The following is a 13,753-nucleotide window of genomic DNA, read 5'->3' on the forward strand; positions in this document are numbered from 1 at the left end:
AAATCCTCCCTTATTTAAACAAAATATGTACAATGTAAATGATAGTTTGTCCCTATCGATAATGCAAATAAAATCGCTTTATTTACAAAAAAATTAAAGAAGCCAATCCATTGATCAGCTTCTTTATTCGTTAAATTTGAAATTCAGGATCATCTTCTTTTCGTTTATCCATCATTTCTTTCACTTTATCAACAGCTTGTGGCGCTAATTCAATTATTTTATCGATGACGTGTGTTTGCTTATCTAAATGTAACACTTTCACACCATCTCCATTTATAACAAGAAAAGCAACAGGATTAATAGAAACTCCTCCACCACTTCCCCCGCCAAATGGATGACGGCCTGAATGTTCTACTTTACCAAATTCACTTCCACCAGCAGCAAATCCAAAGCTAACTTTTGAAACGGTAAGAATTACACTTCCATCTGCCGCTTTAATTGGATCGCCCACAATTGTATTTACATCAGTCATTTGTTTTAAATGCTGCATTGCAGTTGTCATTAAACCTTGAATTGGATGGTCCATTCTATATCCCCCCTATGCTTGAACAGATTTTTCTGTCGTACCAGATCTTTGTCTTCTCATAAACACGAGTAATTTCACCGCTGTTTTTATAGTACGGAATATACGAAAAGATGCTGTTAACTCACATCTTGATGCAAATCCTTTCCCTTGAAAAACAGGAGTAATTTCAAATTCTGGTACGTCGACAATATGCATATATTGTCCTACAACTCCAGCAGCCATTCCTTTTGTCCCCCATGCATATCCGGTGACAATTCCAGTACTAGCTGCGTCGCCTGCTCCAATTTGCGTATGCCATTTCCAACCATTGATTTTCACTCGTTTGAGAAAATCTTTAACGATAGTATGAACTTCTTGCAGCTTTTTTATCAGTTCCCCAATACTATCAAGTTGTGCCATAATTTTATTATCAAGTCCGCCGTCCTCTTCAGCTTTTTCGATTTTTTGTCCTGTTTTCTTCTGCTGTTTTTCAATTCTTTCCAACACATCAAATGTATATCGGATCATCCATATTTTCACTTGAAGCAAACATTGCTTTTCCATTTCTGAATATAAAAATGTCACTTTAAGCTTTATTTTCGACAATAGTATAAACAAAATAAAAAGGAGAAGAATTATTATTCCAATTATGAGCCACTTCATACGTATCATCCTTTCACTCCGTACCCATTATCGACAACTTTATTCATCATTAAACAGCGTTTCATAAGATTGAATATAAAAATTTTTCTAAAAATAAAAAGGTATTTTGACAATTTATATCGAAATATATTATTTGAACATATCATCAGGGAACGGACTCTAATGATATGTAGCACGAAGCATAGAAAATTTAACTGCAGTGGAGGGATACATAATGGCAGATCGTCGCAATTTATTTTTCTTTTATGGTGATGACAAAGCAAAGCTCGTTGAAAAAATGAAACCAATCTATCGTATTTTAGAAGAGAATGGATTTACCATATTAGATCATCCAAAAAATGCAAACGCTATCGTCAGTGTTGGAGATGATGCAACTTTCTTACAAGCCGTTCGTAAAACTGGTTTTAGGGAAGATTGTTTATACGCAGGGATTTCTACGAAAGATGAAATTTCATTCTACTGCGATTTCCATATTGATCACGTTGATACAGCCCTTCAAGAAATTACAAAAAATGAAATTGAAGTGCGAAAATATCCAACAATTGAGGTAGATGTAGATGGTAGCACATCTTTCCATTGTTTAAATGAGTTCTCATTACGTTCTAGCATTATTAAAACGTTCGTTGTAGATGTTCACGTTGATAATTTATATTTCGAAACATTTAGAGGTGACGGTTTAGTTGTTTCTACTCCAACAGGAAGTACAGCTTACAATAAATCGTTACGTGGTGCAGTTGTTGACCCGCTTATCCCTTGCTTCCAAGTAAGTGAATTAGCATCTTTAAATAACAACACATACCGTACACTTGGTTCACCGTTCATTTTAAATCACGAACGTACATTAACTTTAAAACTAAGACCAGACGGTAACGATTATCCTGTTATCGGTATGGATAATGAAGCGCTTAGCATTAAACAAGTGGAAAAAGCTGTTGTACGCTTAAGCGATAAACAAATTAAAACAGTTAAATTAAAAAACAACTCTTTCTGGGAAAAAGTACAGAGAACGTTTTTATAAGATTAAAATAACCGTAGAATTATGGTGGCCCATAATTCTACGGTTATTTATTTACCCCGATTGGTGCGAGCAACAACCTCTCGCTATCCGGCCGATATTCTTGTCAGTTTTTGTCGGTAAGTCGATATATTCTAATAATCGCTGATATAATTCAGGTTACGTTCGATATATTTCAATAATCGCTGATATAATTCAGGTTACGTTCGATATATTTCAATAATCGCTGATATAATTCAGGTTACGTTCGATATATTCCGATAATCGCTCATATATTTTTACGCACCTTTTCTATAGACGACTTTGCCATCTATTACGGTCATCTCTGCTTGTACTTCTTTTATTTCCTCTGCCTCTATTTCAAAAATATCGCGGTCTAATATCGTAAAGTCTGCTTCATATCCTTTTGTAATTTGCCCTCGCTTCGCTTCTTTTCCAATTGCATAGGCACTTCCTGTTGTAAATAGATTAACAGCCTCATATGCCGTTAATCTTTCCTCTGGCATATAGCATACACCGTCAATAAAACTTCTACGTGTGACAGCACTATATATGCCTAGAAACGGATTTACTTGCTCGATTGGAGCATCAGATCCCCCGTTACAGTGTAATCCCGCTTCCAGTAACGTCTTCCAAGCATACGCATAACGAAGACGGTGCTCGCCTAGTTTTTCAATGACTGATGGAAAATCTGATGAAACAAAGACTGGTTGTATATCAATAATGGCTTGCAAGTTTTTCATTCTTTCAATCAACTCTTCACGAGCTAGCTGACAATGAATAATGCGGTCGCGTAATCCTTTTGCTGGCGGATACAATTCAAGCGCATCAATGACATATTCAAGCGATAAGTCACCGATAGTATGAATCGCAACTGGCATATGTAAGTCTCGTGCTTTCTTCACTAATTCCGCAAGTTCTTCACGTGAGAAAATGGCAACTCCATTTGTTTCTCTCGCATCTTCATACGGTTCACTTAATAAAGCTGTTCTTCCGCCAAAAGAACCGTCAGAAAAAATTTTCATTGCCCCAAACTCAATATAATGCTCATTTTCATATTCTTTTCGTTCATGTGCTACTTCATGGTGAACGAGTAAATGTGCTTTAAATGGCATTTCTTTTATAACATGAGAAAACGCATTATGCGTTTTTCTAAATCCACCGTAATAATTTAAATCTTCCGTATGCCCGCCAACGAGTCCATATTGCCAGCAGTCTTTAATTGCTGTTTGCAAAGCACTTTGTAAGTAGGCTTCATCAATTTCAGGCTGGACATGTTTGATTAACTCTTGGCCTTGTTCATATAAAAGTCCTGTTAATTTATTGAATGAGTCCCGTCCAACTTTCCCGCCTTTTGGATCTTCTGCCTTTTCTGTTATGTTCGCTTCTTGCAGTATGTATGAGTTCACCCATGTAACATGGCGACAAACTCTCTTTAATAAAATGGGATGTTCTTTCGAAATTTCATCTAAATCACGCGCGTGAACATCTTTCGTATCTGTAAAGTTATTCTCATTCCAGCCTTCTCCAATAATCCAAGAACCTTTTGGGGCTTTTTCTACGCGCTTCTGAACGAGAGTAAGTACTTCGCTATATGATGTGCAATTTGATAAATCTAGACGAAGTAATCTCTCCCCGTGACCAATAAGATGCATATGGCTATCAACGAGACCTGGAATCATTGTTTTGCCTTCTAAATTATGCAATGTAACCGCAGCATATCGGCTTTCTAACTCTTCTTTACTTCCAACATCAACAATCATACCGTTTTCAACGTAAACAGCGTCCAATTTTTCATTTTCTTCCCTCATCGTGTAAATGTTGCCGCCATACCAAATTTCCCCCATATATTTCATCTCCTTTGTTTTATTGTATAAAAAAAAGCACCATTTCAAAACATGGTGCTTTTCTAAACATTACTTTTGTTCAGTAGTAGACGTTGTAACTTGCCATTCAATATTAAATTTATCTTTTACTTGTCCGTATGCTGGGCTCCAGAACGTTTCTTGAAGGGGCATAATAACTTCGCCACCTTCTTGTAACTTATCGAATACTTCTTTCGCTTTTTCCGCGTTACTAATTTGAATTGCGATTGTTACTTGAGATCCAATTGCATGCCCTTGACCTGGAAATGTATCAGAAATCATAAGATCCGTACTACCAACTTTTAAAGTAGCGTGTAAAACGCGCTCTTTCGCTTCAGCTGGAACCGGGTATTCTGGATTTTCAGGCATATCACCAAAAGTTTGCATGACTTCCACTTTTGCATCTAACGCCTCTTTATAAAACTGTACAGCTTCTTGCCCACTACCATCTAAAACTAAGTACGGATTAATACCTAAAATCATACGGACACCTCTTTTTTCAATTTATAAAATCGAACTTGTGTTCGTTTTTATATTATCATTGTTTTCCATTTCATTCAACTATTTCCTTCACTGTTTTCAAATTTATTTTGACGGAATCTCCATCTCTTGTTTTCTAAGCTCAATACGGCGAATTTTTCCAGAAATCGTTTTTGGTAGTTCATCTACAAATTCAATTTTGCGAGGGTATTTATATGGTGCAGTAAGTTCTTTGACGTGTTGTTGGAGTATTGGAATTAATGTTTCTTCGTTCTTTTCTATATTCTCTCTTAATACGATAAATGCCTTCACGACACTTCCGCGAATTTCATCAGGACTTGCGACAACTGCACATTCTCTCACGTAAGGGTGCTTTACGAGCGCATCTTCTACTTCAAACGGCCCGATTGTATAACCAGAGCTAATAATAATATCATCACCACGCCCTTCAAACCAGAAATAGCCGTCTTCATCTTTCTTTGCTTTATCACCGGTAATATAATAATCACCGCGGAATTGCATCGCTGTGCGCTCATCGTCTTTATAGTATTGTTTAAAGAGGGCTGGTGTTTCAATGTGAACCGCAATATCACCAACCTCTCCTACCTGTACCGGAACGCCTTCTTCATCTACAATATCAACGTGGTTACCTGGCGTCGGTTTCCCCATTGATCCTGGTCTAATATCCATTCCTTTCATTACACCAACAAGCAATGTATTTTCCGTTTGCCCATAGCCGTCTCTCACTGTAATATGAAAGTGCTTTTGGAACGTTTCAATGACTTCTCTATTTAACGGCTCACCTGCGGATACAGCGCTATGTAACGCCTCTAAATTGTACTGTCTTAAATCTTCTACCTTTGCCATTAACCTATACTCAGTCGGTGTACAACAGAGCACATTCACCTTATTATCGTCTAATAAATTTAAATACGTTTTTGGTTCAAACTTACCGTGGTATACAAACCCTGTTGCCCCCGAGCCTAGAGTTGCTAAAAACGGGCTCCAAATCCACTTTTGCCATCCTGGACTAGCTGTTGCCCATACAACATCATTCTCTTCAATTCCAAGCCAATTTGGAGCGCTCGTACGTAAGTGAGCGTATGCCCACGCATGCGTATGAACAACACCTTTTGGATTTCCTGTCGTTCCTGACGTGTAAGATAAAAAGACCATATCTTCTTTATCTGTCTTTGCCATCTCTAACATGTCACTTTCTGTTTCTAACGCTGTTTTTAAATTGATCCATCCATCTACTGACTGCTCGCTCAGAACGAATTTTTGAAGGGACTCCATCGCTTCTATATCATCAAACTGTCCAATGTAAGGCTCGTAACTTACGATTGCTTTTACTTCCCCGTGTCCAATGCGGTATTCAATATCCTTTTTGCGCAACATTTCCGAACTCGGAATTACGACAAATCCTGCTTTAATCGCAGCGATATACGTCATGTATGCTTCAATTAAACGCGGCATCATAATGAGGAGCTTGTCCCCTTTTTGCAGACCACTCTTTATAAAAGCGTTTCCAATTTTATTTGCACCTTTCATTAACTCAGCGTATGTAACTTCTCGTCGATTCCCTTTATCATCTTGCCAAATTAAAGCAAGCTTCTCTTTATCACCTGTATATTTCTCTATTTCAGAAACTAAATTATAAGACGGTGGTGCCAACAATTCCTCTCTCTTCATAAACATCCTCCTTTTTCTTTATGCCTCCCTTATATAATAAAGAATTTTCTGTCAATTTTGAACCCTCATCTTTTGACAAATTTTTTAGTTCTGTCGAATATATCGAACACAACTTAGAATATATCAACAAAAAATTAAATATATTGACTTACCAACAAATAGCGACACAACACAAAAAAGAAAGAGCGGGAGAACCCGCTCTTTCTAAGCCATCATATGGGATTATTTTTGGTAACCGCCTAATTGTTGCTCAGCTAGTGAAACTAGACGTTTAGTGATTTCGCCACCAACAGAACCGTTAGCGCGAGCTGTTGCATCAGCTCCAAGTTGAACACCAAACTCTTGAGCGATTTCGTATTTCATTTGGTCTAATGCTGATTCAGCACCAGGAACCGCTAATTTATTTGTGCTACGTGCCATGTTATATCACCTCCTTGTGAGTATAGAGTGTGATAAATAACATGACTTCATACACGTTTTAGATATGGTAATTTATGGTTTTAGAAAAGTTCTTCAAATTTTTCTTCTTCCGCCACTACTTCTACCGTTTGTAATACCATAGTTTCTTTGTTCGCTACAGCTTCATCGATCAATGGTGTGAAATCGTATTTCGCTTCAAAACGATTCGCTTTTTCACGCTTCGGCTTCGTCGCTGGGCTTGCTGGTGTAAATACTGTACAGCAATCTTCGTACGGACGAATTGAAATTTCATATGTGCCGATTTCTTCAGCGATTTTAATAATCTCTAATTTATCCATCGTAATAAGTGGACGAATAACTGGATAGTTCGTTACTTCATTAATCGTATGCATACTATCTAATGTTTGACTTGCTACTTGTCCAAGACTTTCACCAGTCGTGATTGCTAGTGCGTTACGCTCCTCTGCGATACGCTCTGTAATACGCATCATCATACGGCGCATAACTGTCATTGAATAGCTAGATGGGATTTCTTTATTAATCGTTTTTTGCACTTCAGTAAATGGAACAAGGTGAAGTGTTACACGTTTACAGTATTTCGTTAATTCTTGTGCTAAATCGATTACTTTTTGTTTCGCGCGCTCACTTGTGAAAGGTGGGCTATGGAAGTGAACTGCTTCCACAGATACGCCGCGTTTCATCGTTAAGTACGCTGCTACTGGGCTATCAATACCGCCAGAAAGAAGTACCATTACTTTTCCGCCAACGCCAACTGGTAAACCGCCAGCTCCCATACGCTCATCGCACATAATGTAGCTATAACCACTGCGAATTTCTACACGTACATTTACATCTGGATTATGAACATCTACAGTAATATCTTCTGTATTTTCTAGAATGTGTCCACCAATCTCAGGTAATAATTCCATCGTTCTCATTGGGAAATGCTTATAAGAACGGTGTACAGTAATTTTAAATGTTTTCACATCGCCTTTTACTTGTAAGAAAGCTGCTAATGCACCTTTTTTAATATCTTCTAATTCTGATGGTACTTTCATCGCTAAGTTAAACTTATGAATACCAAATACATCTTTTAATCTTTCAGATACCGCTTCATGATCTTCGCCATTTAATTGGATGTACATACGGTCATGCGTTGCATCGATTTTAATATTTGGGAATTTTTTCAGTTTGAACTTCACGTTATCTTTTAATGTGCTTACAAATTTAGAACGGTTCTTACCTTTAGTCGTCATCTCTCCATAACGAACTAAAATATATTCATATGTCATCATATTCCTTTACCTCATCACTTCATATAATTTTGGCATCGTCTCTTTCACAATACCTTCAAATTGCTTTACTTCTTCCATCGTGTTTTCTGGCGCCAAACTAATGCGAATAGCACTTGCAGCAGCGGCATGCGGTACTCCCATTGACACTAACACTCTGCTCACTTCATTTGCTTTTGAAGAACAAGCCGATTTCGTTGATACATATACACCGTGCTCTTCTAAAGCATGAACGACCACTTCTGGTTTTAAACCTACAAATGATACATTTAAAATATGCGGTGCTGCGTATGCAAGCGACGTATTAATCGTTACATCTTCCATCTCTTTAAAGAAACGAACAAGCTCTGCTTGTAAACTTTGCAAATGAGCTACCTTTTCTTTCACTTGTTCCATTGTCATGCGAAGTGCTTTCACCATCGCTACAATGCCAGGTAAGTTCTCTGTACCAGAGCGATACTTCAGCTCTTGTTGACCACCTGATAAAATTGGATCTAACCTTACGCCATCACGTACATAAAGAAGACCCGTTCCTTTTACACTGTGGAATTTATGTCCAGATATTGAGCAAAGATCAATATGAGAAGCGTATAAATTAAGCGGTACTTTTCCTATCCCTTGTACATGGTCCACATGGAATCTTATTTTCGGATAATTCGATAATAACGTTCCAATTTCAGCAACGGGCTGAATTGCTCCAGTCTCGTTGTTCACGTGAATAATTGACACAAGAATCGTATCTTCACGAAGTGCTCGTTTTACATCCTCTACCGATACAACACCATGCTCATTAACCGGTAAATATGTTACATCAAAACCGAGATCTTCTAATTGTTTATATGCTTCAAACACAGACGCGTGTTCAATATTTGTTGTAATGATATGTTTACCGCGCGAACGATTCCTCATCGCTATTCCTTTAATCGCAAGGTTATTCCCTTCCGTTCCACCTGATGTGAAAATAATTTCAGAAGGTTTAACGTGAAGAAGCTGCGCTGCAATTGTTCTTGATTGTGTTAATAGACGCTCTGCCTCTCCTCCAAGCGAATGAATAGAAGAAGGATTCCCAAAATATTTCCCCGCAACCGTTACGTACGATTGAAGAGCTTCTGGATATGGCTTTGTCGTCGCACTATTATCAAAATAGATCATCGTTCTTCCCCTTTCAGCGCTGTCACATCATATAATCATATCACAAATACGTGTCATTACGCTAAGACTACTCAAAGGTTCCGTTATATTTTAAAACGAATAACCTTACTGTATTCCGCTCTTCATTATAGCAACATCGCCTGCAAAATTACACAAAAAAACAAACCCTTATGAAAGGGTTTGTTCATTGTCTACATATTCAGCTATTTTTTGAACAACGCCAGGCTCAAGTTGCTCTAGTACAGAAGCCGCTTGTTCTAAAGCTGCATCGTATTGATATTCACGGAATAATTTCTCCGCATAATTTAAGCTCTCTGCAAGGTTCTCATCATGACTGCGGTAACGATTACCGTATTGAATTAATTTTTCAACTAAATACGCTTGTCCAATTAACTCTTCTGTCATTTCAGCAACACCATTAACAGTTGTGTAAGCTTCTTCTAAACTGCTATTTACAGCATTCATATTTAACGGCTTTACTTCTAATTGCTCATATACAGCTTGCATTGCCATTTGTCCTCTTTTTAAATCTTCCATAATACTCTCTGGAAGACCTGGCAAATTCGACTTTTGCATAAAGCGTTTCGTTTCGAAAATAGTATTTCGCATTTCTTGTAACTTCTCACGTGCTTCAAATTCTTCTTTACGCATCGTTTGCAGCATTTCTTTATATTCTGCATGAAGTACTTTTAATGTTTCACATTGCTCATAAACCTCTTCTAGTTCCTCACGAATAATAGAGAAGGCAATATCTTGTTCCGCAACGCGTAATTGCAGCATTTCAAAACGTTTCATTAAAATGTGCATTTGCTTTTCAATTACTTTTTGAGACTCAATGTCCTTATCTTGTAACTGATAACTTTGTTTCACAAGTTGCGTTTCTGCTTTTGTTTCAATCGTTTCAATGCGAATTTCTTCTAAGTCTTCATAAACAGAAAGTGTTTTTTGCTCCACATAATGTCTCGCATGCACTTCTTGTTCCAGTTGATCATAGAAGCCATCTAAACGCGTTTTTAAGTTTTCTACTTTTTCAGCCGCTTCCGTTATGTGAAGCTCTTGTATATCCATTAAACATGTTTGTAGTTGTTTCGTCATATCGCGAACTTCTTTAGGGACTTCCAAATAATCTAATACATAACCTTGTCTTACCATATCATTATGTCCGTGTAATAAATCTTCCAGCTGAACTGGTAACGTCGCTTGACACTCTACCAATAAATCTGGAATTTGGTGAATAATGATTTCTAAATCTGCTAAACCTTCTTCCAAACTAATAACAATTTCTCTCGCTTTTAAATAGTCGCCATTGTTTGTTGCTTCTTCAAAGGTTTTAAATTTCTCAGATTCAGCGTCTAGCATCTCTTCGATTTTCTGCTCTGCTGCTCCATACATATGTCTATGAGCAAGAACACTCTTCTTCATACTACGATATGTATCACGTAACCCTTCGATTTCTGAGCTATTTTTTTCATGGCTTTCTAACAATTGCTGTAATTCATTTAAAATGTCTGTAATACGATTATCAGCGTCATCTAAACCACTTATGGATTCATTCATCGCATGCTTTGCTTTTCGGAAGGAGAATTGCGAGGCGAATTTTCGCGCTTGCGCTAAATCTTTGTCAGCTTTCGGAATGGTTGTTGATACAATTTCATCCCATTCTTCACGCCATTTACCAAACAGTTCTTCTGTTTGACCCGTCATATTTAAATCTTTCACCCGTTTTAGTTCATCTGCCACAGGTTTATCTTTTATCTCTTGTTTCCACTGCTCAAGTGCTTCAATATCTTTATATGAACGATTTCTTATCACAAGCTCTATCATGAGCAGCACTAGAATAGAGCTTACTACAATGATAACGATCGTCAGGATAGAATCCATGCAAAAAAGCCTCCTAGTTATATCTCTTTTTTTGTCCGTTCCGTTTATGAAATGGAAGGCATTATGTATAAAAAGGGAATTCCCCTATATTTAACAACTAACAATGTACTAATCATACCATGTAATGGTTTGTTTTTGACCTAGTTTTTTTTAAAATTTCATGTTTCTTTCAATGCAATTGTAATCTTTCTCAATATTCCGTTTGGATTACCTCTCATCATCAAATGAATGCAATACAAGGCCTTCTTCCATATGAGATGCGAAATAAATTTTGCGCAAAAGTGGCGGTTCAATAGAAATCGCATGCACATTTCCTTGCCTTACCGCTTGCTCTACTGCTATTTCTGGAAGTAACGTAATGCCAAGTCCAGCACTGACCATCGCAAGCATCGGTTCTGCATAAGAAGTTTCAAATGCAATAATTGGTTTCGCACCTATCCCTTGAAACATATTCGTAATCATTTTCCTTACATCACAGATTTCTGGATATACGATTAACTTTTCATTTTGCAAATCTTCCATTTGGATTACTGTTTTCTCTTTATAAAGATGATCATTTGAAACGACACACACAATTTTTTCTTCTCGCATTTCTTTTATACACGTAGCGCCTTCTACTACTGAATCGATGAACATCGCTTCAATCTTACGTTCTTTAAAGAGTCCCATCAGTACTTTCGTATGCTCAATTTTCCATTCTACTTCGAACCCGTCACCTAATATATCTTTACATTTTGATATGTAATGTGCTGCTAAACTTGGCAATATGCCTATAGAAATGTTCCGCTTCTCTTGAAATTTCTTCATTTCGGCTTTCACTTCATGTATGTGTCCCAAAATCGGTAACATTCTTGTTATGAATAACTCTCCAGCACTTGTTAATTCGACTCCTTGCGCGGAACGTTTTAATAAAGTAACCTCTAAATCCGCTTCTAACCTTTGAATTTGTTTACTAAGCGCCGGCTGAGAAATATGTAAAATCTTACTCGCCTTTGATAAACTTCGCGTATTCTTCACTTCAATAAACGATCGTACTGCCTCTAAATCCATCGTACACACCTCTAACAAAAAGTTATAACTGTCATAAAAAATCGATATTTCCTTCTATAAACAATTACTCTTTATACTTATTTCATCAACTTACTATAACGAAATGTAAAGGGGAAAGATACTCTTGAACAAAAAACAAATGCTAATCGGGTCCCTCCTATGCTTACTTGCCGTAACGGCTTGGGGATTTATGTTTCCTGTCATGGCAAACGCCTTACAGTTTATCGATCCGTTCTTCTTCACAACGATTCGCTATGGATCAGCAGCTATTATTTTTCTTATTCTGCTATTACTTACCGAAGGGACAAAGTCACTCCGCTTAGAAAAGAAAACACTTTCGTTACTCTTTTACGGAACAGTCGGTTTCGCAGGATACGGTTTTCTCGTTTTCTACGGACAACAACTTGCCGGACCGTCTGGAGCCATCCATGCCGCGATGATTCAGTCTCTTATGCCACTCATCGCTTTATTATTGCAGTGGCTAACAAAAAACAAACGTCCACAAAACTACACTTTCCTTTGTATGTTCGTTGCACTTATCGGTGTTATGCTTGTCATTTCAAAAGGAAATATTCACTTATTATTTGGAGCTGCCAGTCACCTTTCAACGAATATACTTATGTTATGCGGCGTTACTTGCTGGGTCATTTATACAAACGGTGGTGCTAGTTTTCAATCTTGGTCGCCACTTAGGTATACGACGTTAACTTGTTTATTTGGCTCAATTTCACTCATCACTATCGTCACTTTTTTAACTTATACAAACGTCGTTACTGTACCTTCACTATCGACAATTATGAACGTTCGTTTTGAACTCTTATATATGTCTATTATTGCAGGCGTTATCGCAGTATTTTGCTGGAACGCAGGAAATCGCTATATCTCATCTATTAATGGCATATTATTTATGAATTTAGTTCCTGTACTTGCACTTATCGGTTCCATCTTTCGAGGTTATACAGTCGACAAAATTGAAGTTGCTGGAGCCTCATTAACAATTATCGCGCTATTATGCAACAATTTATGGCAAAGAAAAGAAAGCACAGAAATCCCCACCTCAGTTCGTTAGGTGGGGATTTCTCACATATGAACAGCTCTTGGCCATTCATAATACATATTCGTTATACATAATGTTTGTTCCATCCATTGTTCAATTTCTTTCGTGTACATTTCTAAGAAAAAGGTCTCAGATGGAAAAGAATGCAACACTTCTGATATATATTGCGGATATAAAAACGGCATATTTATCATGCCTTTTAATTGCGTCATAAACATTGTAAAAGATACCTTCTTAAACTCTTGTTTCATTTGTCCCTGTCTAATCATTTGCTCTATATAATATCTTTCTTTAGAAAAATAAACGGTCATCACTTCGCGAATTAATGTCGTATCAAGCGAAAGCTCTCGGTAAAAAAAACGTGTCAGTTCCCTATTATCAAATTGATATCGTAAAATCCCGCGCACCATTTGCACCATCACATCTTTAGCCGACAAATATTCTCTCTGTTCAAAGGACGTTTCAATCACATGAATATACCCTTCTAAAAAATTAGTAATAAGCTGCTCTAATAGGCCTTGCTTTCCAGCAAAATAATATGAAATATTCGCTACATTCACATCCGCTCGCTTTGCAATGTCTCGCACCGACGTTCCATCATAACCTTTCGTGTTAAACAACGATATTGCCGCATCAATTACTTTTTGTTTCGTCTGTTTCATGCGCTCACTTCCTCTCACT

The 13,753-nt window shown here is 37.3% G+C and carries 13 protein-coding genes; 2 read left to right on the plus strand and 11 right to left on the minus strand.

Features of this window, described 5'->3' with window-relative positions:
• Positions 1-130 precede the first annotated feature (130 nt).
• The gene (gene ytfJ, locus ACTFNE_RS04695) at positions 131-526 is read right to left on the minus strand and encodes a GerW family sporulation protein (RefSeq protein ID WP_000350003.1); all 396 of its coding nucleotides are present in this window, start codon (positions 524-526) and stop codon (positions 131-133) included.
• Between the two features lie 12 nt (positions 527-538).
• Positions 539-1,177 (minus strand): DUF2953 domain-containing protein, encoded by a 639-nt coding sequence (locus ACTFNE_RS04700; RefSeq protein WP_046198173.1) that lies wholly within the window; start codon positions 1,175-1,177, stop codon positions 539-541.
• 205 nt (positions 1,178-1,382) lie between these two features.
• Here ACTFNE_RS04700 and ACTFNE_RS04705 point away from each other — a divergent pair, with 205 nt between their 5' ends.
• Positions 1,383-2,186, plus strand: coding sequence for an NAD kinase (locus tag ACTFNE_RS04705; protein WP_000785171.1), 804 nt, complete (start codon positions 1,383-1,385; stop codon positions 2,184-2,186).
• 275 nt (positions 2,187-2,461) lie between these two features.
• On the opposite strand, the gene ACTFNE_RS04710 is transcribed toward ACTFNE_RS04705, so the two are convergent.
• The 8 genes from ACTFNE_RS04710 to ACTFNE_RS04745 all read right to left on the minus strand — a co-directional run bounded on the left by ACTFNE_RS04710 (position 2,462) and on the right by ACTFNE_RS04745 (position 12,015).
• Positions 2,462-4,030, minus strand: a complete 1,569-nt coding sequence (locus tag ACTFNE_RS04710) for an amidohydrolase (RefSeq protein WP_046198174.1) — start codon at positions 4,028-4,030, stop codon at positions 2,462-2,464.
• A gap of 69 nt (positions 4,031-4,099) precedes the next feature.
• The gene (locus ACTFNE_RS04715; RefSeq protein WP_046198175.1) at positions 4,100-4,531 is read right to left on the minus strand and encodes a VOC family protein; all 432 of its coding nucleotides are present in this window, start codon (positions 4,529-4,531) and stop codon (positions 4,100-4,102) included.
• Positions 4,532-4,633: 102 nt separating this feature from the next.
• Complete coding sequence (mbcS, locus tag ACTFNE_RS04720; protein WP_046198176.1) at positions 4,634-6,220, minus strand: acyl-CoA synthetase MbcS; 1,587 nt, start codon at positions 6,218-6,220, stop codon at positions 4,634-4,636.
• A gap of 222 nt (positions 6,221-6,442) precedes the next feature.
• Entirely contained in the window at positions 6,443-6,640 is a 198-nt protein-coding gene (locus ACTFNE_RS04725; protein ID WP_000124489.1) for an alpha/beta-type small acid-soluble spore protein, read from the minus strand.
• A gap of 80 nt (positions 6,641-6,720) precedes the next feature.
• On the minus strand, positions 6,721-7,935 hold the full coding sequence (gene thiI / locus ACTFNE_RS04730) for a tRNA uracil 4-sulfurtransferase ThiI (RefSeq protein WP_000989288.1): 1,215 nt from the start codon (positions 7,933-7,935) through the stop codon (positions 6,721-6,723).
• A 6-nt stretch (positions 7,936-7,941) separates the two neighbouring features.
• Positions 7,942-9,084, minus strand: coding sequence for a cysteine desulfurase family protein (locus tag ACTFNE_RS04735; RefSeq protein ID WP_000638965.1), 1,143 nt, complete (start codon positions 9,082-9,084; stop codon positions 7,942-7,944).
• Positions 9,085-9,252: 168 nt separating this feature from the next.
• Complete coding sequence (ezrA, locus tag ACTFNE_RS04740) at positions 9,253-10,965, minus strand: septation ring formation regulator EzrA (protein WP_046198177.1); 1,713 nt, start codon at positions 10,963-10,965, stop codon at positions 9,253-9,255.
• Between the two features lie 207 nt (positions 10,966-11,172).
• Positions 11,173-12,015, minus strand: coding sequence for a LysR family transcriptional regulator (locus tag ACTFNE_RS04745; protein WP_046198178.1), 843 nt, complete (start codon positions 12,013-12,015; stop codon positions 11,173-11,175).
• 124 nt (positions 12,016-12,139) lie between these two features.
• Between ACTFNE_RS04745 and ACTFNE_RS04750 the strand changes: the two genes are divergently transcribed.
• On the plus strand, positions 12,140-13,084 hold the full coding sequence (locus tag ACTFNE_RS04750) for a DMT family transporter (protein ID WP_046198179.1): 945 nt from the start codon (positions 12,140-12,142) through the stop codon (positions 13,082-13,084).
• 11 nt (positions 13,085-13,095) lie between these two features.
• On the opposite strand, the gene refZ is transcribed toward ACTFNE_RS04750, so the two are convergent.
• The gene (refZ, locus tag ACTFNE_RS04755; RefSeq protein WP_000814931.1) at positions 13,096-13,734 is read right to left on the minus strand and encodes a forespore capture DNA-binding protein RefZ; all 639 of its coding nucleotides are present in this window, start codon (positions 13,732-13,734) and stop codon (positions 13,096-13,098) included.
• Positions 13,735-13,753 lie beyond the last annotated feature (19 nt).

The sequence above is a fragment of the Bacillus cereus group sp. MYBKT111-2 genome, from assembly GCF_051915205.1.
GTDB lineage: Bacteria > Bacillota > Bacilli > Bacillales > Bacillaceae_G > Bacillus_A > Bacillus_A paranthracis.